The sequence below is a fragment of the Corynebacterium sp. A21 genome, from assembly GCF_052266655.1.
Classification (GTDB): domain Bacteria; phylum Actinomycetota; class Actinomycetes; order Mycobacteriales; family Mycobacteriaceae; genus Corynebacterium.
The window spans coordinates 576,613-600,680 of record NZ_JBQPQY010000001.1; the positions used below are offsets into that span (position 1 = coordinate 576,613).

The 24,068-nt window shown below is 62.8% G+C and carries 23 protein-coding genes and 1 tRNA gene; 23 read left to right on the forward strand and 1 reads right to left on the reverse strand.

Annotation, left to right across the window (positions count from 1 at the left end):
• Positions 1-54: 54 nt before the first annotated feature.
• The 12 genes from ACTU46_RS02595 (at position 55) to ACTU46_RS02650 (ending at position 12,019) form a co-directional block, all read left to right on the forward strand.
• Positions 55-129: transfer RNA gene (locus ACTU46_RS02595), tRNA-Val, on the forward strand.
• Positions 130-407: 278 nt separating this feature from the next.
• Entirely contained in the window at positions 408-1,022 is a 615-nt protein-coding gene (locus ACTU46_RS02600) for a copper resistance CopC family protein (protein WP_443378632.1), read from the forward strand.
• Positions 1,023-1,083: 61 nt separating this feature from the next.
• Entirely contained in the window at positions 1,084-1,692 is a 609-nt protein-coding gene (locus tag ACTU46_RS02605; protein WP_443379423.1) for a copper chaperone PCu(A)C, read from the forward strand.
• The gene (locus ACTU46_RS02610) at positions 1,682-2,950 is read left to right on the forward strand and encodes a Dyp-type peroxidase (RefSeq protein WP_443378634.1); all 1,269 of its coding nucleotides are present in this window, start codon (positions 1,682-1,684) and stop codon (positions 2,948-2,950) included. Before ACTU46_RS02605 ends, ACTU46_RS02610 begins: the two co-directional genes overlap by 11 nt.
• A 138-nt stretch (positions 2,951-3,088) precedes the next feature.
• Complete coding sequence (gene thrS, locus ACTU46_RS02615) at positions 3,089-5,152, forward strand: threonine--tRNA ligase (protein ID WP_443378636.1); 2,064 nt, start codon at positions 3,089-3,091, stop codon at positions 5,150-5,152.
• Positions 5,136-5,807, forward strand: a complete 672-nt coding sequence (locus ACTU46_RS02620) for an HIT family protein (protein ID WP_443378638.1) — start codon at positions 5,136-5,138, stop codon at positions 5,805-5,807. The genes thrS and ACTU46_RS02620 overlap by 17 nt, the downstream gene beginning before the upstream one ends.
• Positions 5,800-6,468 (forward strand): phosphatidylinositol phosphate synthase, encoded by a 669-nt coding sequence (gene pgsA / locus ACTU46_RS02625; RefSeq protein ID WP_443378640.1) that lies wholly within the window; start codon positions 5,800-5,802, stop codon positions 6,466-6,468. Before ACTU46_RS02620 ends, pgsA begins: the two co-directional genes overlap by 8 nt.
• A complete protein-coding gene (locus ACTU46_RS02630; protein WP_443378642.1) occupies positions 6,469-7,401 on the forward strand; it encodes a phosphatidylinositol mannoside acyltransferase in 933 nt (310 codons plus the stop codon). It abuts the gene before it with no gap.
• On the forward strand, positions 7,398-8,507 hold the full coding sequence (locus tag ACTU46_RS02635; RefSeq protein ID WP_443378644.1) for a glycosyltransferase family 4 protein: 1,110 nt from the start codon (positions 7,398-7,400) through the stop codon (positions 8,505-8,507). Before ACTU46_RS02630 ends, ACTU46_RS02635 begins: the two co-directional genes overlap by 4 nt.
• Positions 8,504-8,980, forward strand: a complete 477-nt coding sequence (locus ACTU46_RS02640) for a hypothetical protein (protein ID WP_443378646.1) — start codon at positions 8,504-8,506, stop codon at positions 8,978-8,980. Before ACTU46_RS02635 ends, ACTU46_RS02640 begins: the two co-directional genes overlap by 4 nt.
• A 127-nt stretch (positions 8,981-9,107) precedes the next feature.
• Complete coding sequence (gene pdxS, locus ACTU46_RS02645; protein WP_443378648.1) at positions 9,108-10,010, forward strand: pyridoxal 5'-phosphate synthase lyase subunit PdxS; 903 nt, start codon at positions 9,108-9,110, stop codon at positions 10,008-10,010.
• Between the two features lie 281 nt (positions 10,011-10,291).
• Entirely contained in the window at positions 10,292-12,019 is a 1,728-nt protein-coding gene (locus ACTU46_RS02650; RefSeq protein ID WP_443378650.1) for a DUF222 domain-containing protein, read from the forward strand.
• Between the two features lie 76 nt (positions 12,020-12,095).
• Here the strand turns inward: ACTU46_RS02650 and ACTU46_RS02655 are convergent, their stop codons facing one another.
• Positions 12,096-12,572 (reverse strand): DUF3817 domain-containing protein, encoded by a 477-nt coding sequence (locus tag ACTU46_RS02655; RefSeq protein ID WP_443378652.1) that lies wholly within the window; start codon positions 12,570-12,572, stop codon positions 12,096-12,098.
• 138 nt (positions 12,573-12,710) lie between these two features.
• On the opposite strand from ACTU46_RS02655, the gene ACTU46_RS02660 reads away from it, so the two are divergent.
• From ACTU46_RS02660 to ACTU46_RS02710, 11 genes are all read left to right on the forward strand, one after another.
• Entirely contained in the window at positions 12,711-13,574 is an 864-nt protein-coding gene (locus tag ACTU46_RS02660; protein WP_443378654.1) for an acyl-CoA thioesterase, read from the forward strand.
• The gene (gene pdxT / locus ACTU46_RS02665) at positions 13,571-14,182 is read left to right on the forward strand and encodes a pyridoxal 5'-phosphate synthase glutaminase subunit PdxT (protein WP_443378656.1); all 612 of its coding nucleotides are present in this window, start codon (positions 13,571-13,573) and stop codon (positions 14,180-14,182) included. The genes ACTU46_RS02660 and pdxT overlap by 4 nt, the downstream gene beginning before the upstream one ends.
• Positions 14,183-14,356: 174 nt before the next feature.
• Positions 14,357-15,109: a YebC/PmpR family DNA-binding transcriptional regulator gene (locus ACTU46_RS02670; protein ID WP_443378658.1), complete on the forward strand. Its 753-nt coding sequence runs from the start codon at positions 14,357-14,359 to the stop codon at positions 15,107-15,109.
• Positions 15,110-15,313: 204 nt separating this feature from the next.
• A complete protein-coding gene (ruvC, locus tag ACTU46_RS02675) occupies positions 15,314-15,922 on the forward strand; it encodes a crossover junction endodeoxyribonuclease RuvC (protein WP_443378660.1) in 609 nt (202 codons plus the stop codon).
• A gap of 2 nt (positions 15,923-15,924) precedes the next feature.
• Positions 15,925-16,536, forward strand: coding sequence for a Holliday junction branch migration protein RuvA (gene ruvA / locus ACTU46_RS02680; protein ID WP_443378662.1), 612 nt, complete (start codon positions 15,925-15,927; stop codon positions 16,534-16,536).
• An 8-nt stretch (positions 16,537-16,544) separates the two neighbouring features.
• Positions 16,545-17,618, forward strand: coding sequence for a Holliday junction branch migration DNA helicase RuvB (ruvB, locus tag ACTU46_RS02685; protein WP_443378664.1), 1,074 nt, complete (start codon positions 16,545-16,547; stop codon positions 17,616-17,618).
• Between the two features lie 115 nt (positions 17,619-17,733).
• A complete protein-coding gene (gene yajC / locus ACTU46_RS02690) occupies positions 17,734-18,105 on the forward strand; it encodes a preprotein translocase subunit YajC (protein WP_443378666.1) in 372 nt (123 codons plus the stop codon).
• A 391-nt stretch (positions 18,106-18,496) separates the two neighbouring features.
• Positions 18,497-20,416 (forward strand): protein translocase subunit SecD, encoded by a 1,920-nt coding sequence (secD, locus tag ACTU46_RS02695; RefSeq protein ID WP_443379425.1) that lies wholly within the window; start codon positions 18,497-18,499, stop codon positions 20,414-20,416.
• A gap of 2 nt (positions 20,417-20,418) precedes the next feature.
• Positions 20,419-21,633, forward strand: a complete 1,215-nt coding sequence (gene secF, locus ACTU46_RS02700) for a protein translocase subunit SecF (RefSeq protein ID WP_443378667.1) — start codon at positions 20,419-20,421, stop codon at positions 21,631-21,633.
• A 233-nt stretch (positions 21,634-21,866) separates the two neighbouring features.
• On the forward strand, positions 21,867-23,501 hold the full coding sequence (locus ACTU46_RS02705) for an ABC transporter substrate-binding protein (protein ID WP_443378668.1): 1,635 nt from the start codon (positions 21,867-21,869) through the stop codon (positions 23,499-23,501).
• A gap of 3 nt (positions 23,502-23,504) precedes the next feature.
• Positions 23,505-24,059 (forward strand): adenine phosphoribosyltransferase, encoded by a 555-nt coding sequence (locus tag ACTU46_RS02710; RefSeq protein WP_443379428.1) that lies wholly within the window; start codon positions 23,505-23,507, stop codon positions 24,057-24,059.
• Positions 24,060-24,068: the final 9 nt, after the last annotated feature.

A 24,068-nucleotide genomic window follows, 5' to 3' on the forward strand; every position in this document is an offset into this window, starting at 1 on the left:
AACCTCGTGTTAAATTCTCTAACGCAACAAGGGCGGCAATAATTGCTCTTGAATGGTCCTATGGCTCAGTGGAAGAGCGTTCCGTTCACACCGGAAAGGTCGCTGGTTCGAACCCAGCTAGGACCACCATCGAATTTAGTTGGCCCGCCCCAGTAAGTAGGGGGCGGGCCATATGCTATTTCTGGGCCTAGCGGTGGGCCCCTGCCTGGTCTGGTCGAGGTCCCTCTTTCACCTGCCCGAGAATGTCGGGAGATAGGGGATAGGCTCAGGTGAAATGTGGGCGCAGAATGTGATGTTCACTCTGAATTAACCGGAACGGGAACTAAACCGGGGCGCCCGCCGACTATCTCAGGCAGTGCGGCGAGTTCCCCACCGCACATCTGCCGTCAACGAGGAGGAACCACTTCGTGAGTTTGACCCGCACCCGTACCCTGTCCTATCGGCCGTTGCTCGCCGCTGGCGCTGCCGCCACCCTGACCCTGATGTCAGGGGTGATAGGCCTGGGTCTTCCCCATGCTCAAGCCCATGACTCGGTCATCGGTGGCAACCCGGCCCCGGATGCGATCGTGGAGGAATTCCCGGACACCATCGAGCTGGAATTCTCCGGTATCCCGCAGGAATCCTTCAACACGGTCGCGGTCAGTGACACCGACAGCGGCGAGGTGCTCTTCTCCGGGGAACCCACTGTGGAGGACCAAATGGTGGTTCTTCCGGTACCTGAGGATGTGACTCCGGGCGCCGGCAGCTACACCGTGGGCTTCCAGATCACCTCCTCCGATGGGCATGCCACCCGGGGGTCCATCGCTTTCGAGGTCGCCGGCGAAGCCACCGATGAGGCGGCCGCTGAGACAGCCTCCGCCGAGGTCACCGATACTCCCACCACGGCGGAGCCCGACGAGACCACCTCCCCTGAGGATCAGCTGCTCTCGGGACCCCTGGGCTGGGTCTTCGGGGGTGTGGGCGTGGTCCTGGTCATCGGCGTGCTGATCATGATGATCACCAAGAACCGTAACCAGCCCTAGTCGACTGGTACACCCGCACTAATACAGCTGACCCGCACAACCTTTTTGAGAACCAGGAATGATGATCTTGAAGCGCACCCGTCTGTTCAGCATGTCCCTGCTCGCAGTCTCTTCCCTCACCCTCGCCTCCTGCGGGAACAGCTCGGAGGAGGGTGCCACCGGCATGACCGCGGCTGAGTCCGCTGCGGCCGCCACCAGCTCGGCGAGTACCGCCACCGATACCGTGGTCTCCCTTGCCGACGGTGTCATCCGCGCCTCCACCGAGGACAACCCGATGACCGCCATCTTCGGGGAGCTGCACAATAACTCCGCCGAGGAGATCACCATCACCGGCTTCATCGCAGCTGTCGAGGCCGGTTCCTATGAGATCCACGAGACCGTCAACGGCACCATGCAGCAGAAGGCGGGCGGCATCACGGTACCCGCTGGTGAGGATCATGAACTGGAACCCGGTGGCGACCATTTCATGATGATGGAGCTGGCTTCCCCGGTGGCGGCCGGTGAGGCGGTCACCCTGACTCTGGAACTCAGTGACGGTTCCACCGTTGAGCTCGGCGAGGTCCCGGTGCGTACGATCGCCGCCGGCGATGAAGATTATGGCGATATTGATGATCACGGCAGCCATGACATGCACGATGATGCTGATGAGGAAACGGGGAATGAGCACTAACAGCCGTACCGGTCTCTCCCGTCGGGGTTTCCTTTCCGGGCTCGGACTCGGTGCCGGCGGCATGGCCCTGACCGCCTGCACCACCGCGCCGGCCGAGGTGCCCACCAGCACCGCGCCGGAGCCACACCTCGGTACGGCGACCGTCGCCTTTGACGGCCCCCACCAGGCGGGTATCGCCACGCCGGCGCAGGCCAACCTGAACCTGATCGCCTTCAACCTCCGGGACGGCGTCGATAAGCGGGGTGTGCAACGCCTGATGCGATTGTGGACCGAGGATGCGCGCCGGCTGACACAGGGGCAGGCACCGCTGGGCAGCCTCGAGCCTGAGCTTGCGGCGGCGCCCGCCAACCTCACCATCACCTGTGGTTTCGGCCCCTCACTTTTTGCTGCCGTGGGCATGGCCGAGCAGCGCCCGGCCTGGCTGGCCCCGATCCCCGATTTCAGCCGCGACCAGCTCGATGGGCGCTGGGGGCAGTCGGACCTGGTGGTGCAGATCTGTGCCGATGATCCCCTGGCCCTGGCGCATGCCACCCGCCATATGATCCGGGCCGGGGTGGACTATGCCCGGACATACTGGATCCAACAGGGATTTCTCGATGCCCGCGGTGTTCGGCAGGAGGATGAGACCCCACGCAATCTCTTCGGCCAGAAGGACGGCACCGTCAGCGCCCGCACTGCGGAAGACATGGTGGAGCAGGTCTGGATCGATGAGGGACCGCAGTGGGCGCGCGGTGGTAGCGCCATGGTGGTGCGCCGGGTGTTCATGAATGTGGACACCTGGGAGATTCTCGACCGGACCTCCCGGGAGGTGTCCATCGGCCGCGATCTGGCTGAGGGCGCACCGCTCAGTGGTGAGCGGGAATTCGATGTGGCTGATCTCAGCCTGAGCGATGCCACGGGTCTGCCGGTCATCGACCCGGACAGTCATATGGCGCGGTCGATGCCGCCGGTGGATCACCCGGAACAGGTGATCCACCGGCGCTCCTACAACTATGACCTGCCCCCGGATGCCGCACTGTCCGAGGCCATGGAGACCGAGGGGGTTCCGGTGCTGGCGAATTCTGGGCTGGTGTTCATCTGTTTCCAAAAAGATCCGGGCCGGCAGTTCACCCCGATCCAACAGCGGCTGGATGAGTCGGACCGGTTGAACCAGTGGATCACCCACATCGGGTCTGCGGTCTATTTCCTTCCACCGGGAGTCACGGCTGAGGATTCCGCAGGTGATCGATATTGGGGCGCGGCACTGCTCGAAGCCTGATCGCCACGCGGTAGGATATGGGCGAACAAGCATGTTTCCCTCAGCCTCTGACTGGGGTGAGACGTGGATTGTGCCAGATCCCAGGGGGAGGCGGCCAGGTATGCCGCCTCCCACGTGAGCGTGTAAAGGACGCAACCTATGGTGAACGCCACCGAATCCGCCCAGGTCATTCCCGCTGCTTTCGAGGTTCCCGCCGGCACTGCCGTCGGTGCCGCGATGCGCGAGCTTGACCTCCCGAACAAGGGCCCCGAGGCCATTGTCTGCGTCAAGGATGCAGCGGGAAATCTCAAGGACCTGTCTCACACCCCGGAGACCACTGCGGTGTTCACCCCGGTTGCGGCGAACACCGCGGACGGCCGAGCCGTCATCCGCCACTCCTGCGCCCACGTGCTGGCACAGGCCGTGCAGGCCGAGTTCCCCGGCACCAAGCTGGGGATCGGCCCCGCGATCGAGAATGGCTTCTACTACGACTTCGATGCCGCTGAGCCCTTCACTCCGGAGGATCTCAAGACCATTGAGAAGCGGATGAAGAAGATCATCAAGACCGGTCAGAAGTTTGAGCGCCGAGTCTATGAGTCCGCCGAAGCTGCCGCTGAGGAGCTCAAGGATGAGCCCTACAAGCTGGAGCTGATTCAGGACAAGGGCAATGTCGACCCGAACTCCGATGAAGCCACCGAGGTCGGCGCCGGCGAACTCACCGCCTATGACAACCTCAACCCGCGGACCAATGAGGTGGAGTGGTCAGATCTCTGCCGAGGCCCGCACATCCCGACCACCCGCTACATCCCCGCCTTCGCCCTGACCCGTTCCTCCGCCGCCTACTGGCGTGGTGACCAGGCCAACGCCGGCCTGCAACGCATCTACGGCACCGCCTGGGAGGACAAGGAGGCGCTGGAGGCTCACCAGCACATGCTGGCGGAAGCCGAGAAGCGCGACCACCGTCGCCTGGGCAATGAGCTAGACCTCTTCTCCTTCCCGGATGAGATCGGTTCCGGCCTGCCGGTGTTCCACCCCAACGGTGCGACCGTCCGCATGGAGATGGAGGAGCACTCCCGCCGCCGTCATATCGCCGCCGGCTACTCCTTCGTGACCACCCCGCACGTGACCAAGGGCGATCTCTTCGAGAAGTCCGGACACCTGGGCTTCTACAAGGACGGCATGTTCCCGCCACTGCAGCTCGACGCCGAGCACGATGAAGAGGGCAATGAGACCAAGCCGGGCCAGGACTACTACCTCAAGCCCATGAACTGCCCGATGCACAACCTGATCTTCGACTCCCGGGGCCGTTCCTACCGTGAGCTGCCGTTGCGGCTCTTCGAGTTCGGCACGGTGTACCGCTACGAGAAGTCCGGGGTGGTCCACGGTCTGACCCGTGCCCGTGGCTTCACCCAGGATGACGCCCACATCTACTGCACCGAGGATCAGCTGGAAGCTGAACTGACCACCGTGCTGGACTTCATCATCTCGCTGCTCAAGGACTACGGCCTGGACGATTTCTACCTGGAACTCTCCACCAAGGACCCGAAGAAGTTCGTCGGCTCCGATGACATCTGGGAGCGTTCTACCGCGACCCTGCAGCGGGTGGCCACCAATTCCGGTCTCGAGCTGGTCCCGGATCCGGAAGGCGCCGCCTTCTACGGCCCGAAGATCTCGGTCCAGGCCAAGGACGCCATCGGCCGCACCTGGCAGATGTCCACCCTCCAGCTGGACTTCAACATGCCTGAGCGGATGAATCTGGAATACACCTCCACCGATGGCTCCAAGCAGCAGCCGATCATGATCCACCGCGCACTCTTCGGTTCCATCGAGCGCTTCTTCGGCGTGCTGCTCGAACACTACGCCGGCGCTTTCCCCGCGTGGTTGGCCCCGCAGCAGGTCATGGGTATTCCGGTCGCAGAGGATTTCACCCCGCACCTGGAGGACATCACCGCTAAACTGCGCGCCAAGGGAATCCGCGCCACCGTGGACACCTCTGATGACCGTATGCAGAAGAAGATCCGTAACCACACCACCGGCAAGATCCCCTTCATGCTGTTGGCTGGTGCCCGTGATGTGGAAGCTGAGGCCGTCAGTTTCCGCTTCCTGGACGGCACGCAGGTCAATGGTGTGCCGGTCGATGAGGCTGTAGAGCTCATCGCCACCTGGATCGGTGAAAGAATCAACACGCAGCCTAGCGAGGAAGCCATTGCCACACGACGCTGAGGAAACGGTCGGAGAGCCAGTTGAGGCTTCGGCCGGAAAGCACACCGGGGAGCACGTCTGGGTGGATAACGGGGTGGGTATCCCGGATCCGCTGACGAGACTATGGGCCCCGTACCGGATGAGCTATATCAGCCGCTCTCCGGGTTCCGGCGACCCGGAGGCAGCCGCCGTCCGGAAGCCGGACCCCTTCGTCGAGGCACCGAAGTACTCAGATGAGGAAAGCTTGATTGTCGCCCGCGGCAAACTGGTTTATGCCATCCTCAACCTCTACCCCTATAACAGTGGCCACCTGATGGTGATCCCGTACCGCAAGGTCGCTGACCTGGAGGCGTTGAGTGATGAAGAGTCTCTCGAGATGATGCGCTTCGGTAAGTTGGCGATCCGTACCATCAAGGCGGTCTCCCAGCCGGAGGGCATCAACCTCGGCTTTAACCTGGGCAAGGCCTCAGGCGGTTCGGTGGGGGAGCATCTACACATGCATATCGTCCCGCGCTGGCCCGGCGACGCAAACTTCATGACGGTTCTCAGTGGCACCAAGGTGCTTCCGCAGCTGCTGCGGGACACCCGGGCATTGTTGGCGGAGGAATGGCGTCGGATCGTCGCTGATGATGCTGCACAGGGGGATTCGGCATCCGGGAGGGTGTCTGATGCTTAGTGTGCACGGCCGCAAACCGGCCGCCATCATTGTGGAACCGGTGGCCCGGGTGTTCAATAAGATCGGCCTGTCACCCAATGCGGTGACCCTGCTCGGCGCGCTGGTCACCAGCCTGATCGCGGTGATCCTGATCCCCAGCGGTTATCTGATCTGGGCGGCCATCCTCTCCGGCATCTTCTCCGCCTTCGATATGGTCGACGGCACGATGGCCCGGATGCGTGGCGGCGGTACGAAGTTCGGTGCCACGCTGGACGCCACCTGTGACCGGATCACCGATGGCGCGCTCTTCGCCGCGATCACCTGGTGGCTGGTCTATACCTATGAGGCACACCAGTCGTTGGTGGCCGCCTCCCTGGTGGTGCTGATCTCTTCCCAGGTCATCTCCTATGTCAAGGCCCGCGGTGAAGCCAGTGGTTTCCGGATGGTTGGCGGCCTGGTCGAACGGCCGGAGCGACTAATCCTCGGACTGGTGGGAATCGGTCTGCAGGGGTTCGGTGTGCCCTATGCCATTGATGTGGCCATCTGGTTGCTGGCCGCAGGTTCGGTGATCACCGTGGTGCAGCGGCTGCTGATGGCGAGCCGGGCACCGCAGGCACAGGAGCTGATCAAGGCGCCGGAAGGTGCCCAGGAGATAGCGGAGAAAAAGACGGTGGAGAAATAGATGTCCCTGCGCAGCATGGTCCGGGATTTCGATCCGGTGGCCCTCGGTTATCTGGCCGGCTGGAAAGTCATCGGTCGGTTGCCTGAACCGCTGGCCCGTGGACTTTTCCGGGCGGGGGCGGATTATGCCTCAGGTCAAGGCCGGGGGATGGATCAGCTGCGTCGGAATCTCTCCCGGGTGGTCGGGCCGGAGAATGTCACGCGGGAGCTGGTGCGTGCTTCAGTGCGCTCCTATGCCCGTTATTGGTTGGAGGCTTTCCGACTGCCGCGGTTGATGAAGGACCCGGAGCTGCGTCAGGAACTCTCGGATTCCGTCATCGGCAAGGAGGCGCTGGATCGTTCCCTGGCTTCTGGGCGGGGTGTGATTCTCACCCTGCCGCACTCCGGAAACTGGGATATGGCAGGGCTTTTCCTGGTCGATCACCACGGTTCCTTCACCACGGTGGCGGAAAGACTGAAGCCGGAAGTGCTCTATAACGCCTTCGTGGATTATCGGGAGTCATTAGGTTTCACGGTACTTCCGTTGACCGGCGGGACCCCGCCCTTTCCGGTGATGCGCGAAACCCTCAGCGAGGGCGGCGTCATCTGCCTGATGGGGGAGCGTGACCTGAAGCTCAGTGGGGTGCCCTGTCTGATGTTCGGGGAACCGACCTCACTGCCGGCGGGGCCGGTACAGCTGGCCAGGGAGACGGGGGCGGCACTGCATGTGGTGCACTGCTGGTATCCCGAGGAGGGTGGCTGGGGTTTCTCCATCTCCGATGAGGTTGAGGTCGGGGAACTCGCTACCACCGTGCAGCGGGTCGCTGACCTGTTCAGCGCGAATATCGCGGCGCACCCGGCCGACTGGCATATGCTGCAGCCGCAGTGGACGGCAGATATTGAGGAGCGGCGACGCCGTCGCAGGCTTAAGAAACAGCTGGAGGGACATGAGTGAGAATCGGGATCGTTTGTCCGTATAGCTTTGATGAACCAGGGGGAGTTCAAGCGCACATCCTTGATCTTGCCCGGGTTCTTCTCGAGGGTGGGCATGAGGTGCAGGTGCTGGGTCCCTGCTCCCCGGAGACTGAGGTCCCGGCCTTCGTGGTCCGTGGCGGTCGTTCGATCCCGATCCGCTATAACGGCTCCGTTGCCCGACTGGCTTTCGGCCCCCAGGTGATCCGGCGGATGAAGGGGTTTCTCCGCAACGGAAACTTTGATGTCCTGCACATCCATGAGCCGAACTCGCCGAGCTACTCGATGGCGGCTCTCTGGCTGGCAGAAGGGCCCATCGTGGCCACTTATCACGCCTCCGCCTCGGGATCGCTGGTGCTCCGGGCCTTCCATTCCTTACTGCGTCCCTACCTGGAGAAAATCCGGGGTGGTATCGCCGTCTCAGAGATGGCGCGACGCTGGCAGGTGGAGCAGCTCGGCGGGGACCCGGTGCTCATTCCCAACGGGGTGGACACCGAGCTTTACCGCCGGGCCCACCGGGAGATTCTGGCCACTGCAGCCCCGGACCCGGCGCGGCCGGTGGAGATCGTCTTCCTGGGCCGGCTCGATGAGTCCCGCAAGGGGCTGGACATTCTGCTGCGGGCCCTGAGTCGGCTGGACCGTCAGGTTCGGGTCAGTGTCATGGGCGGTGGCCGGCCCCGGGTGATGGAGGGAGTGGACTTCCTCGGTCGCGTCTCCGATGAGGAGAAAGCGGCGGTGCTGGCACGAGCAGATATCTATGTTGCGCCGAACACCGGCGGTGAGAGCTTCGGCATCGTCCTCGTCGAGGCCATGGCCGCGGGTTGCGCGGTCGTCGCCAGTGATCTTGAGGCCTTCGCCGCGGTCTGCGATGCCAATTCCGAGAATCCTGCCGGCATCCTCTTCCACAACGGTTCCGATCAGGAACTGGCTGAGCGACTGCGCCTGCTTATCGACGACCCCGCCATCCGGGCTCGGCTGGTGAAGGCCGGGCAGGAGCGCGCCGGGCTCTATGACTGGTCGAGCGTGGCCCGTGACGTGCTCGCGGTCTATGAGACCGTCACCGACGGCACCGCAGTGGGTGTCCGGTGACCTTCTTCTACATCGCCCTCGCGGTGGCTCTGACCGCACTGCTGCTCTGGGCCTACTTCACCGCGCAACGGCTGAACCGCCTGCATATCCGCACGGATTCCGCCCTGCAGAACCTCCAGGCGGCGCTGGACCTGCGGGCCACCCTGGCGGAGGCGCTCCTGCCAGAGCTGGCCCCGGTGGCACGGGCGGCCGCAGCGCTCCCGCTGGCGCACAGTCAGTATGACCGACGGGCAGCGAAGGAGCGTCGTCTCTCTGAGGCGCTGGCGAAACACGTGGAGGGTCGCACCGCGCTGCCGCCGCAGCTGATCGACGCCAACGCCCGGGTAGAATTGGCTCACCGCTTCTACAATGATGCGGTCACCACCACCCGGGCGCTGCGTACCCGAAACCTGGTGCGGATCTGTCGCCTGGGGGGTACCGCTCCGCTGCCGGACTACTTCGAACTCGCCTATGTCGAGGTTGGCGAGTACTAAATGTCGGGATGAGACCTACACCCCTGTGGGGAGTGATGGGCTATCCGGTTCACAGCAGCCGAACTGTGCGGTCTATCATTGGACGGGATCTCTCGAATTACTCAATAGCAGGAGGCGTGACAAACACGTGAGCACCAACACTTCTACTCCCGGCACCGGCACCGGCCGCGTCAAGCGTGGACTGGCTGAAATGCTCAAGGGCGGTGTGATCATGGATGTGGTCACCGCGGAGCAGGCGAAGATCGCTGAAGACGCCGGCGCCACCGCCGTCATGGCGCTGGAGCGTGTCCCCGCTGACATCCGCGCCCAAGGTGGTGTGTCTCGTATGTCCGATCCGGACATGATCGACAGCATCATCGAGGCCGTCTCCATTCCGGTGATGGCCAAGGCCCGCATCGGTCACTTCGTCGAGGCTCAGGTCCTGCAGTCCCTGGGTGTCGACTTCATCGACGAGTCCGAGGTGCTCACTCCTGCGGACTACACCAACCACATCGACAAGTTCGATTTCAAGATCCCCTTCGTCTGTGGTGCCACCAACCTGGGTGAGGCCCTGCGCCGCATCAATGAGGGTGCCGCCATGATCCGCTCTAAGGGCGAGGCCGGCACCGGCGACGTCTCCAACGCTGTCACCCACATGCGCACCATCCGTGCCGAGATCAACCGGCTGAAGTCCATGGCCGATGACGAGCTCTACGTCGCCGCCAAGGAGCTGCAGGCTCCCTACGACCTCGTCCGCGAGGTCGCCCAGAAGGGTGAGCTGCCGGTCGTGCTCTTCACCGCCGGTGGTATCGCCACCCCGGCCGACGCCGCGATGATGATGCAGCTCGGTGCAGATGGCGTCTTCGTCGGCTCCGGCATCTTCAAGTCCGGAAACCCGGCTGAGCGTGCCCGCGCTGTTGTTCAGGCCACCCAGAACTTCGATGACCCGGACATCATCGCCAAGGTCTCCCGCGGTCTGGGCGAAGCCATGGTCGGCATCAACGTCGAGGAACTTCCGGCCCCGCACCGCCTGTCGGAGCGTGGTTGGTAATCACCAGCTGAGTTCAGACTCACGCTGAGGATATCAACGCCTGTCGCCGGGAATTCCCGGCGACAGGCGTTGGGCTTTTCATGGGTGCGGGGTTTGGGCGGATTCTAGGGGTTGCAGGAGTGAGTGTGGAAGTGGTGTGGCTGGGTCGCCGGGGGAGCACCTCCATCCGAGTTCGAATGCCTGTTCCCGTGTGTTCATCTAAAATTAGTACACACATTCGATAGGATGGGTTATGGTGGGGGCATCATAACAACGGGGCACACGGGGGGTGAGCCACAGCCATGACCTTGATCAACGACCATGTCCGCGCCATCGAGTCGCACTTGAGTGCCATCGCAGATATCTTCGGTACTCCGGATGCGGCGAAGTTCAATGCCAATGTCGCCTTCCTCCCTGCATTCGAGCGGGCCATGAATTTGAAAACCGGGATTGACGCTGCGATCGCCTATGCCGCAGAGCAGGCCCGTGCCGGTGACCGGGTCGGGTCATCTCGCACCGTGGACTACCTGATCAAGGAGCTGGGCCTGTCCTTCAATGCCGCCCAGGCTCGTCTCCGGCTGGGGCAGCAGAACCACGGGAGGGTCACCCTGCCGGAACCCGTGCCGCCGCCGGAGCCTGCTCCAGTCCCAGAGCCTGATCCTGGGGACGCGGGGGATCTGGGGGCGGAGGAGCGCCGCCGTCGTCTCCGGGCAGAAGCCGAAGCTGCTGCACAGGCGGCGGCCGCGGCACAGGCGCAGTGGGAACGGGAGCGGGCCGAGCAGCTCGCAAAAGAAGAGGCGGCCCGGACTCGTGCCCGGGAGCGGATGCGTCACAGCGGGGTGAGCAAGGAGAAACTAGACCTCATCACCCGGGAACTCGAGCAGCTCAACGATGACGCGAGCTCGGGAAAGCACGCCCTCTACGGTCTGTCCGTGGAACAGGCTGAGCACCGCAGCCCCGAGGATTTGCGGGACTGGGTGCGCACCCAGGTCGCCCGGGCCAACCGGGGGAGTCGGGATCCGTTAGCCAGCTGGAAGAAACGTGAGCTGAAGATCGGCCGCCCCGATGCCGATGGTGGTGCCCGGATTTATGGGTATATCACCGGCGATACCCTGGCCCTGCTGGAAACCGCCCTGGCTCCGGCCTCCCGCCCCGGGCATCTGATCGAAGACCCCACGGTGAAGGACACCCGCACCCTGCCGCAACGTCGCCATGATGGATTCCATGCGATCTTGATGAACCATAGTGCGGCTACGGTTGCCCGGACGGGGGTTGGGTCGGTCGTGATCAGCATGTCTGCGAAAGATATTGACCAGCTGTCTGATCCGACGGTGGATCATCGGTTTCCGACCAATACTAATGCGGTGCTCAGCCCGGTGGAGATTCTTCGCCTGGGTGCTGCGAGGTATGGGTTTGTGGTGGTACATGATCCGGAGACCGGGGATCCGTTGCATGTGGGCCGGACGAAGAGGTTGGCCACGATCGAGCAACGGATGGCATTGTTGGCGGCGCAGTTGGTCTGCACCAATCCAGGGTGTACCCAGCCCTTCTGTAACTGCGATGTGCACCACTTGAAGGCCTGGCAGCTCGGAGGAATGACGGATATCTTTAACTTGGCGGCGTTGTGTCGCACTCATCACGGTGATAACAATGATCGGCGTGATGGCTCGGGTGCGAGGGGGCACGCGGAGCGTGATCCCGTGACCGGGCGGGTGGGGTATCGGCCACCGCCGCGGCCGGGGAATCCTGATCCTGCGGTGGAGGTCAATGACACTGATCGGCAGGAGCAATCCGGTGGCTCGAAGGTGCGTGCTCAACCGTGGCCGATGAGGGCTTCGGCTGGTCGCGATCGGGAGGGACCTGACTTGTCTGGGGCTCCCCCTGGTCCGGGATCGCCTGCTACGGCTACTGGCGGAGCTGCCTCCGATGACACTTCGGGCCCTGCCGTGCCCGCAACCGGGGTGACGGAGGGCGGTGGGGCTGCTCCTCCCAGTCAGCCCTCACTCTTTCCGCTGGATGACGTGGCATGACGTGGCATGAGGCGGCATGAGGTGGCATGGCTAACCATTCCCACGTCACAGGTGGGCAGGGGCTATGGCCCGGCCATTATCCGACGGAATCGACAATGGCGTCGGGGTCGTAGGGCTGACCCATGTTCAGGAGCAGGGTGAAGATGATGGCGATGATCACCAACACAATGAGGATGGTGCGGACCGGGTGGCGCACCATCTGCGCCAGGCCCCAGTCCGGGAGAGTCGAGGGCTTAGTATCGTCATTGAGAAAGCGCCAGCCGCCTTCCAGGTGCCCCTTTTTGTCCGCCCAGAGGGTGAAGGGGAGTGCACCCCAGGGAATGATCGAGACAATTAGACCGAGCGCACCAAGGCCAAAGGTCCAGCGGTTGTTCACCCAGAGCAGTACCGTGATCGCGGCGAAGACCAAGAAACCGAAACCGTGGATCGGCCCTGCGATCGGGACCAGGGCTGCGGTGACTCCGGTGTATTTCAGGATCATGCCCAAGATGAGAAGGGTCCAGGTGATCATCTCGAGGCCGGCGGCAATCCGGTGAAGGTTCTTTGGTGTCATATCTGCAACGCTAACTGAAGCTGACCATTTCCTCCGAACCCGGGGACTGGCAGGCTAAAGTGTGTGAGGGATTTCACCGGCTGAGTCAAGCGGCTCCTCCGTTACCTCCAGAAACCAGGAAAGGCCGTGATTCCAGATATGAGCGGGATCGAATATATTCTCGACATCGAAGAGATCGACCGGGACATCTACCGCGGGCCGGTTGTGCAGTCGACCCTGACCCGCACCTTCGGGGGCCAGGTGGCAGCCCAGGCTCTTGTGGCAGCCACCCGGACGGTGTCCGAGGGGTTCAGCGTGCACTCCCTGCACGGCTATTTCGTGGCTCCGGGTAAATCTCATGAGCCGACGGTATTCCTGGTCGACCGAATGCGCGATGGGCGAAGCTTCCAGTCCCGCCAGGTCAAGGCGATCCAGGACGGCGAGACCATCTTCTCGATGCAGGCCAGCTTCCACCGTGATGGCGATGAAGGTCTGGATCATGCTGACTCCATGCGCTCAGTGCCGGGGCCGGAGGATTTTGGATATGATCGTTCCACGTTGCCTGCCAGCTCCCGGGCGCTCCTGGATGAGTGGTCGGACTGGGATATCCGGGTGGTGCCGGCGGACCGCTACGAACAGAATCCGCATACCGCCACGGAGCAGGTGGTCTGGTTCCGTTCCAAGGCGAAGCTTCCGGATGATCCAACCTTCCATGTCTGCACCCTGGCCTATATGTCGGATATGACTCTGCTGCACTCGGCACTGGGGCCACATCCGGGGCACAAGGTTCAGATGGCTTCTCTGGACCATGCGATGTGGTTCATGCGCCCTTTCCGGGCTGATGAGTGGCTGCTCTATGACCAGCGATCGCCCTCGGCGGCCAACGGGCGAGCGCTCACCCACGGCCGTATCTTCAATCAATCTGGTGACCTCGTCGCCATTGTCAACCAAGAAGGATTGACGCGGACCCTTCGGGAAGGGGCTAAAACCCTTCCGATGAAAAACCTCAAGGAGAATGAGTGACTAAGCCACATATCGGTATCTTGGCGGTTCAGGGAGGTGTCCGGGAGCATGAACACACCCTGGATCAACTCGGGGTCGTGCATCGGCAAGTCCGCCGTGCCGAGCATCTCAAGGGCATCGACGGTTTGATTCTGCCCGGTGGAGAATCCACCACCATGTCCCGACTGCTGGTCCTCGGTGGCCTCCTGTCACCGCTGCGTGAGGTGCTCGCCGGGGGGATGCCGGCCTATGGCACCTGTGCTGGCATGATTCTGCTGGCCAATGAGGTGCTGGATACCCGCGAAGACGCTGAACAGCTCAATGCGTTGGATATCACCGTGCGCCGCAACGCCTTTGGCCGGCAGGTCGATTCTTTTGAATCGGAGCTGGATTTCAGCGGCATTGAGGCACCGGTGCCCGCCGTATTCATCCGTGCCCCCTGGGTGGAGCGGGTCGGTGAGGGGGTCCAGAAGCTGGCGACGGTCCGATCTGGCCCGGCAGCGGGGGCGGTGGTGGCCGTGCGTCAGGGAAATGTGCTGGCCACCAGCTTCCACCCTGAGGTCACCGGTGACACCCGGGTGCACCGTTATTTCATGTCGATGGTGCAAAAAAGTACTGCTCGGCTGTAGTTGTTTTCGGCCAGTTGCTCAGGGGCCGTGCCGGCCCTGCGTATACTTGGCCAAGCAACACCAATAGCCGTAGCCGCGCTCCCCGCTGCTGATGCCCAGGATTTCCGGTTTCGCGAACTCCTGGTTTCAGTACCGGGTAGAGCGCGAGCGGCATCGCTGAAGGAGAGGATTGCTATGGCCGGCCACTCAAAGTGGGCTACCACCAAGCACAAGAAGGCGGCGAATGATGCCAAGCGTGGCAAGGAATTCGCCAAGATGATCAAGAACATCGAGGTTGCGGCCCGTACCGGCGGCGGCGATCCCAGCGCGAATCCAACCCTTGATGACATGATCAAGAAGGCTAAGAAGTCTTCCGTTCCCAACGATAATATCGAACGCGCCCGTAAGCGTGGCTCCGGCGAGGAAGCCGGCGGCGCTGACTGGGAAACCATCATGTACGAGGGCTACGGCCCCAATGGTGTGGCGATGCTCATTGAGTGTCTGACCGATAACCGCAACCGTGCCGCCACCGAGGTGCGCACCGCGATGACCAAGAACAACGGCAACCTGGGCGAGTCCGGTTCCGTGTCCTACATGTTCACCCGCCGGGGTGTCGTGCTGGTGGCCAAGGGTGAACTCGGCGAGGACGATGTCCTGATGGCGGTGCTTGACGCCGGTGCTGAAGAGGTCAAGGACATTGGAGATCACTTCGAGGTGCTCTGCGCGCCCGGTGATCTTCCGGCCGTCAAGAATGCGTTGGCTGAGGCCGGCATTGAGGTCGATGACTCCGACAGTGATTTCCGTGCCTCCCTGGAGGTCGCACTGGACGCTGAGGGTGCCCGCAAGATGTTCAAGCTCATTGACGCCCTCGAAGATTCCGATGACGTCCAGAATGTCTTCACCAACATGGACCTGTCTGAAGAAGTTCTCGCGGAGCTCGAAGACTAGTTTTCGCAGCTTCCGACTGAAGGCTGCTGTCACCTGCCGTGTTTCCCCGGCCCGATTCACCCGGGTCGGGGAAATTTTTTCCCCGGGGGAGTAGCGAGATCACGCATTAGCACTAATGTGCTAAGAATATATCCAGGTAGGGCAGCGACCGGGGAAGGAACTTTCCCGTCACCTGCCGGTGGGCAATCGAAAGGTGGAGCGTGCATGGACCTGGATGGGCTTCGGGTGATGGGGGTGGATCCCGGCCTGACCCGGTGCGGACTCTCTGTGGTTCAGGCCGGACGGGGCCGGGGGGTGCTCCCGGTGTCGGTAGGGGTGGTGCGCACCCCCGCGGATCTGGAGCTCGAGAAGCGCCTGCTCCGGATCTCCCGGGCTACGCATGACTGGATTGAGGAATATAAACCGGATGTGGTCGCTATTGAGCGGCTCTTCGAACGCGGTAATGTTTCCACCGTCATCCACACCGCTCACGCCGTGGGGGTGATCATGCTCGCCGCTGCGGAGCATGGCCTCGCGGTACACATGTACACCCCGAGTGAGGTCAAGAAGGCGGTCTCCGGCAATGGCCGGGCGGACAAGAAACAGATGACGGTGATGATCACCCGCATTCTGGGGCTGAGTGAAGCCCCCAAGCCCGCCGATGCTGCTGATGCCCTCGCGTTGGCGGTGTGTCATTGCTGGCGTGCCCCGATGATCGCCCGTGAGAAGGAAGCACTCGCTCGGCGGGACGCTGAACTGGCGGCCCGCCGCAGTAATCATCCGCTGACCGGCCGGGAATCCGGACCGGCCAGAACCCGAACACAAGGAGCTTGATCATGATCGCCTCATTGCGCGGCACGGTTATCGGCATCGGACTTGATCACGGGGTGATTGAATGCGCCGGAGTCGGTTACCACTTCACCGCCACCCCCAGGACCCTGGCGGAACTACGGCGGGGAGAGGAGTGTTTCCTCTTCACCTCCATGGTGGTGCGCGAGGACTCCATGCAGCTCTACGGCTTCAAGGACAATGAGGACCGGGAGATGTTCCACCTGCTGCAGACCGTCACGGGCCTCGGGCCCCGCCTGGCCATGGCCTCCCTGTCGGTGCTGCACCCGGCCGAGCTGGCCCGCGCGGTTACCGACGCCGATGCGAAGACCCTGCAGCGGATCCCGGGCGTCGGTAAGCGCATGGCCGAGCGACTGGTCCTGGAGCTGAAGGAAAAGGTGACGGCTTTCGCCCTCCCGGTTGAGGCTGATGGCGCCGCCGGAACTCAGCTTCCGGTGACCTCCGAGGCGGTGGCCGAGCAGGTCACCGCAGCGCTGCTGGGCCTGGGATTCGGCGAGAAGGAAGCCACCGGCGTGGTGAACGCAGTGCTCAGTGAGCAACCGGACCTCGAGACCAGCGCGGCGCTGCGTGCCGCACTGGCCGCCCTGGGTAAGAAGTAGGCGATACGATGTCGGATGTTGAGAAGACCGAGTTTCAGCTGCCTCCGGAGTACGCCGATGTCAGTCGGCCCGAAAAGGCTGTGGTGAACCCGCAGGCCGAGCCGGAGGAACAAGAGGGGGAGTCCACGCTGCGCCCCCGCAGCCTGGATGAGTTCATCGGCCAGCCGAAGGTCCGTGGCCAGCTGGACCTGGTGCTCACCGGTGCCAAGCGACGTGGTGTGACGCCGGACCATGTGCTGCTGTCCGGACCACCCGGGCTGGGTAAGACCACCATGGCGATGATCATCGCCCAGGAGATGGGGATGAGCCTGCGCATGACCTCTGGCCCGGCCCTGGAACGTGCCGGCGACCTGGCGGCGATGCTCTCCAATCTGATGGAGGGCGATGTGCTCTTCATTGATGAAATCCACCGGATCGCCCGCCCGGCCGAGGAAATGCTCTATATGGCCATGGAGGACTTCCGGATCGATGTGATCGTGGGGAAGGGGCCGGGGGCCACCTCCATCCCGCTGGAATTGCCCTCTTTCACTTTGGTCGGCGCCACCACACGTTCAGGCATGCTCACCGGGCCACTGCGTGACCGTTTCGGTTTCACCGCGCAGATGGAGTTCTATGATGTCGATGATCTGACGCGGGTGGTCACCCGAACCGCCAAGATCCTCGGGATCGGTATTGAGGCGAATGCCGCGGTCGAGATCGCCTCGCGTTCCCGTGGCACACCCCGTATCGCGAACCGGCTGCTGCGAAGGGTCCGCGACTATGCGGAGGTGGAGTCTCATGGTCTGGTGGATCTCAATGCCGCCCAGGAGGCACTGCGGATCTTCGATGTGGATGAGATGGGGCTGGACCGGCTGGACCGCGCGGTGCTCACTGCGCTCATCAAGGGCCACGGCGGTGGCCCGGTTGGCGTGAACACCTTGGCCGTCGCGGTGGGGGAGGAACCCTCCACCGTGGAGGAAGTCTGTGAACCCTATCTGGTCCGGGCCGGCATGATCGCGCGTACCGGGCGTGGTCGGGTGGCCACCGCTGCCGCCTGGCGTCACTTGGGGCTGACCCCGCCGGAGGGCAGCATCGGCCACTGAGCTGGGGCACCTGGGCCGGTCACCCCGTGATGCCTTCAAGTTAGCTGCTGATCTGGTGTGAAAAGCTGAAGAAAAATGGTGGTATACCGGGATTGTCTGGCAGACTAAGGGAACTATGGAAATTGTTCTTCTTATAATTCTGCTGTTGGTCTTTCTTCTTCCCTCTTTCCTGATGATGCGAAAACAGCGTCGTAACCAAGCGGAGATCCAGGGTTTCCAGAATAATCTCCAGCTTGGCGAGCGGGTTGTCACCGTCTCCGGTCTGCACGGCGCCATCGTCAGTGTGCGGGAGACGGAGATTGACCTGGAAATCGCGCCCGGCGTGATGGTCACCCTCGAAAAGATGTCGGTGGTCCGCAACGAGAACCAGGGTATGATCGGCACCGCTGACGCCGGCCACCCGGAGAACCTGATCGTAGAAGAACCCCGCGATGAGTTCGGTACCGAGGATGGCACCCAAGACGGCCACCCGGAAAACCTGCGCTAGAGACCTTGACCACCACGAACGCCACCGGGCGTCGTGGTGGTTTTTTCTGTGATCCTCATCATCCGTTCCTGCCAGGGTTGGGTCAGGTCAACCTAATCCACATGACGTACCATGATTCCTTGTGCTCTCGACGTCACGAGTCGGCGACGAGGTCCATCATTCCTATTTGTCCATAAACAGCTGAGTCAGTCCCGCCACCACCGGAATCCCATTGGTCGGTGGGACGGCCCTGCCCCAGGTGCCCACGGGTATCCGGGCGGGGCCACTTCGTCCCAGAGGGGAGACGTCCTTGTCCACAACAACCCGACGCAGTGGAGCCGGAGGTCGAGGCGGCTCCGGTGCGCCCCGGCGGAATTGGCCGAAGCAGGCCATTGCGCTCTTCACACTCATCATGATCGCCGTGTTCGCCCTGGTGTTTTTCACCGGTGATCGTTCGGCAAGCCCGAAGCTCGGAATCGATCTACAGGGCGGCACCCGGGTGACCCTGGTACCGCAGGGTGAGGAACCCACCGCAGATCAGTTGAACCAGGCCAGATCGATCCTGGAGAACCGTGTCAATGGCATGGGTGTCTCGGACGCCAGCGTCGTCGCTGACGGCAATACCCTGGTGATCACCGTCCCCGGTGAAGACACCTCCGAGGCCCGTGCCGTCGGCCAGACCTCCCAGCTGTACTTCCGACCGGTGGTCGGTGGTGGTACCCCGGTCGTGGCTGAGGTTCCTTCGCTCGCCGGTGAGCTTGCCAACCAGTGGGTGGAGCAGGGCGTCATCACGCCGGAAGAGGCACAGGAAGCGGTATCCCTCGTTATCGGGGCCGTCAATGATGCCAACCAGGCCACCGCTGAGGCACAGGTGCCCGAGGGTGAGGAAGCCCCGGTGGTGGATCCGGTCGAGGAACCCGAGATCACGGCGACCCCCCTGCCGGTGCCGGAGAACTCGATTGAGGCCGGCGAGCGTCGAGGTCAGGTTACCGAGATGCTGCGGGAGCACCGTCAGTCCGCAGACCCGACCGTGCAGTTTGTCACCCAGGCGCTGATGCGCTGCGGTCCGGAGGAAAATGATCCGCTGCAGGGCACCGATGATCCGACCCAGCCGCTGCTGGCTTGTGATCCCTCCACCGGCCAGGTCATGCTGCTCGGCCCTGTGCCCCTACTCGTCGGCGAGACCGATGAGCAAGATGGTCAGCGACTGACCGGTAATGAGATCGACACCAATCGTCCGATCACCGGTGGTTTCAACCCGCAGACCGGCCAGATGGAGATCTCCTTCTCCTTCAAGTCTGGTTCCGGCGAGCAGGGAGCTGCCACCTGGAGTCAGCTGACCACCGACTACCTGCAGCAGCAGGTTGCCATCACCCTGGACTCCCAGGTGATCTCCGCACCCGTGATCCAGTCGCCGACCCCGGTTGGTTCCGCTACCTCCATCACCGGTGAATTCACCCAGGAAGAGGCACAAGACCTGGCGAATAACCTCCGCTACGGTGCGCTGCCGCTCTCCTTCGCAGGTGAGGACGGCGAATCCGGTGGCACCGCCGAAACGGTTCCGCCTTCCCTCGGTGCCGCAGCCATGGAGGCCGCGCTGATTGCCGGTCTGGTTGGCCTGGCACTGGTCGCCATCTTTGTCTTCGCCTATTACCGGGTGTTCGGCTTCGTTTCCCTGATCACCCTGGTTGCCGCTGGTGCGCTGCTCTACGGTTCACTGGTGCTGCTGGGACGCTGGATCGGCTACACCCTGGACCTTTCCGGCATGGCCGGTATCGTCATCGGTATCGGTACCACCGCAGACTCCTTTGTGGTGCTCTATGAGCGGATCAAGGATGAGATCCGAGAGGGCCGTACCTTCCGTTCCGCAGTACCTCGCGGCTGGGACCGTGCCAAGCGCACGATTGTCACCGGTAATATCGTCACCCTGTTGGCGGCAGTGATTATCTACCTGCTGGCGGTCGGCGAGGTTAAGGGTTTCGCCTTTACCCTGGGACTGACCACCGTGTTCGACCTCCTGGTGACCTTCATGATCACCGGCCCGCTGATGATCCTGGCCTCGCGCAAGCAGTTCTTCGCTAAGCGCTGGGTCAACGGCATGGGTGAGTCCTTCGAATTCGCTGATAATGAACGCCTTAACCAGCCAGCTGTCACCACTGCAGCCAGCACCACTGCAGCTGTCACCACTGCAGCTGTCACCACTGCAGCCAGCACCACGACCACGCCGGCAGATGCTGGGGTTGCGGTGACCGGCGGCGCAGCTCCGGCTGACTCCGGAGCCGGGGAAACCACCGACACTGCTGCACCCGTCAACCGGGATGAGGAGAAGTAACCATGAGCACCGATACGAAGAAGAAGAGGGGTTCCTTCCAGAACCTCTATTCAGACACCGGCGGCATTGATTTCATCGGCCGGAGCAAGCTCTGGTACTGGATCACCGCCGTCCTGCTGGTGATCAGCATCCTGACCATCGCCCTCCGTGGGTTTTCCCTCAGCATTGATTTTGAGGGTGGCACGAAGGTAACGCTGCCGGCCGCCGAGCATTCGGTCGAGCAGGTCGAGGAGACCTTCATTGAAGCCACCGGTGTGCAACCGGAGTTGACCCAGGTCGTTGGTTCGGGTGCCACCCGGACCCTGGAGATCACTTCTGATCGGCTGAGCGAGGACCAGATCACCCAGGCGCGGCTCGCGATTTTCGAGGAGCATCAGCCGCTGAACACCGAGGGTGAGCCTTCCCCGGATGCGGTCGGTGACTCCACCGTCTCCGAGTCCTGGGGCTCGACGATTACTCAGCGGATGCTCATCGCTCTGGTTGTCTTCCTCCTTGCGGCTTTCGCCTACATCGCCTTCCGCTTGCAGCGGGCGATGGCCGGTGCCGCGATGATTGCCCTGGGCATCGACGCTGTCCTCATTGCTGGCATCTACGCGGTGTTCGGTTTCGAGGTCTCCCCAGCGACCGTGATCGGTCTGCTGACGGTGCTCTCGTTCTCCATCTATGACACCGTGATCGTTTTCGATAAGGTGCGGGAGAATACGGTCGGCCTGGAGGACTCCACCCGGAGAACTTATGGGGAGCAGGCGAACCTGGCGATCAACCAGACCGTGGTCCGGTCAATCTCCACCTCGGTGATCTCGGCATTGCCGATCATCGCGCTGATGATCGTTGCGGTCTGGATGCTGGGCGTGGGTACGCTGCGCGATCTGGCGCTGATCCAGCTGATCGGCGTCATCCAGGGCATCTTCTCCTCGATTTTCCTGGCCACCCCGCTGCTGGTGACCCTCCATAACCGGAGCAAGCAGGCCAAGGAGCATAACGCCCAGGTAGCCGCCGTTCGCGCCGGCGATGCTGGTGTGGAAGGTACGGCCGGTGACCTGGTCAGCTCCCACACCGGAGCAGCCGGTTCTTTTGAAGCTGATACCCCGGATTCTCCGGATGCCCCGGTCAAGCGCACCGTCATCGCGCCGACGCTGCCGGTCAGCCGTGGGCACAACGAGAACAGAGACATTGAGGGTGACGGCAACAGCGTCAGCTGGCGGCCGGGCCGCTAAAACCCCGCGTCTCGACGCGCGTCCCGACGCCCGCCCCGACCGGTGGCAGCTTCGGTCTGCCGCGGCGTCGAGAAGCGCTGAGCAGCACTGAGAACCCCGTTTCCGGGAACCGCAACACGCGGGTCCCGGGGGCGGGGTTTTGTGCTGCCTGATCCAACGTATAATTTTAGCTCTGTGAACATTGTGCGGTGAACGCCGCGCAACCATCAAACGGGGAGTCAGGTGGCAACACTGTGAAGTTCCAGGTATCCGGAAGTGGCTGGGTTCGATCGGCACTGACGGCAGTGACCTTGACCGCGGTGTTGGGAGTTGCGGCGTGTGCGCCGTCCGAGGACCAGGGGAGCACGGAATCCTCGCTGGATCACTTCGGTTATGCGGTGGACACTCCACTGTTGACCACCAATGCCGGCAGTTTGGTGGGGGCCTCGACCGATGCCCAGCTGCTCTCGGTGAGACTCTATCCCTCGTTTTATGTCGCGGGGCCCTCCGGGCAGATGATCCCGAACAGCGACCTGGTGCAGACCCAGGTGCTGCCCGGTGCAAATAAACAGGTGATCTACACCTTGGCGGAGGACGCGACCTGGAGCGATGGCGCGCCGATCACCTGCACCGACTATCTGCTCAATTACAAGGCCGGGGTGATGGGTTCGCTCTTTGAGTCCTACCTGCCGCTCAATGACCAGGTCGAGAAGATAGATTGTCAGCCGGGCGCAAAAAGGTTCACCGTTGTCTTCAAGGAGGACACCGGTGGGCGGTGGCGTAGTCTCTTCGCCCCGGGCACGGTGCTGCCGGCCCACGCGATTGCGGCGAAGGCTGGCCTAAGCATCGGGTCGCTTCACGATGCCCTGCAGAACGAGGATCACGCGGAGCTCACGGAGGTTGCCCGGATCTGGGGTGAGGATTTCAACCTCGATCGCTTCGACCCGGCGCTGCAGGTCTCCTCCGGCCCCTTCCAGATCGATTCGGTGGGGGAGGCCGGGGAAGTGACCCTGGTGGCCAATGAGAACTACGCCGGTGATCAGCCGGCCCTGGCTGAGCTGGTGGTCTGGCCCGGCAGCGTGGACAAGGCCGAGCTGGCGGCTCGTGGTGCACTGCAGATCGCAGACGCGGAAAATTATGACTGGGTCAACCGTGATGACCCGATGAATCCCTTTGAGGTGGAGACCCTGGAGGGTATTCTCACGGATTCGCTGGTGCTGGGTAGCTCTGGGTTGTTCTACTCCCAGGAGGCACGGCAGGCCTTTGCCGCCTGTGTGGACCAGCATGCGGTGGCGGAGGCCTCTTCTGGGGTCGCGGGCATTGAGGTGTCGCCGGTGGGCACGCATGTGGTCTCCCACTTTGATCCGGTGGCGCGTCAGCTGGCCGGGATCACTGATCCGCAGTTGGGGGTGGACCTGGCCAAGGCTTCGGCGTTGGCGGGGACCACCGTCCGCATCGGTTATGTCGGCCCGGAGGAGCGTAAGGCCGCGATGGTTGAGTCGATCCGGGCTTCCTGTGAACCCGCGGGGATCACTGTTGTCGATGCCTCCTCGGAGGGTTCGACCATGGCTGATCTCGCCCGGGTGACCACCGGCCAGTGGGGTGAGGAGGTCTATCTTGAGGGCACCGTGGATGCGGTGATCCGGGCGGTGGACCCGATGGTGGAGTACGGCAGCGTGAGCGCGACGGATGGTGATGTCGCTGGACTGCGGGCGGCGGAGGAGGAACTGTGGGAGCAGGTGCCGGTGATTCCGTTGGCTGCCCAACCCCGAACCTTCGCCATCAACGGTGATGTGGGTAACGTGGTGGTGTACACCGGATCATCTGGAATCGGTTGGAACATGGACAGATGGCGCTACGAGGGCCAACCGCTACAGGAAGAGGAATAAGTGCTGGAAAACAAGTACCGTGACGCACAGCACGCGCTCACTGAGAAGATCCGTCTGGTGGAGGACTTTCCCACGAGTGGGGTCCTTTTTGAGGACCTCACTCCGGTACTCGCGGACGCGGATGCCTTCCAGATCGTCGTCGATGATCTGGCTGCTGCCTGCACCCGTCTCGATGCCACTCTCATCGGTGGTCTTGATGCCCGCGGCTTCCTGCTGGGTTCTGCTGTGGCCTACAAGTTGGGCCTCGGTATCTTGGCGATCCGGAAGAAGGGTAAGCTGCCGCCGCCGGTCCATTCTCAGGAGTATTCCCTGGAGTACGGCACCGCAGCCCTGGAGATCCCGGCCAATGGTATGGGCCTTGAGGGTCAGCGCGTGGTGCTTGTCGACGACGTGCTGGCCACCGGCGGGACCCTGGTCGCCGCCCGAAAGCTGATTGAGAAGTGTGGCGGCGAGGTAGCCGGCAATGTTGTCGTTCTGGAGGTCCCCGGGCTCGGTGGCCGCCAGCGACTCGCTAGCTCCCCCCTCGTCGTGATCAACGACCCTGCGGAGCAGGATTAAGCGAAGGTT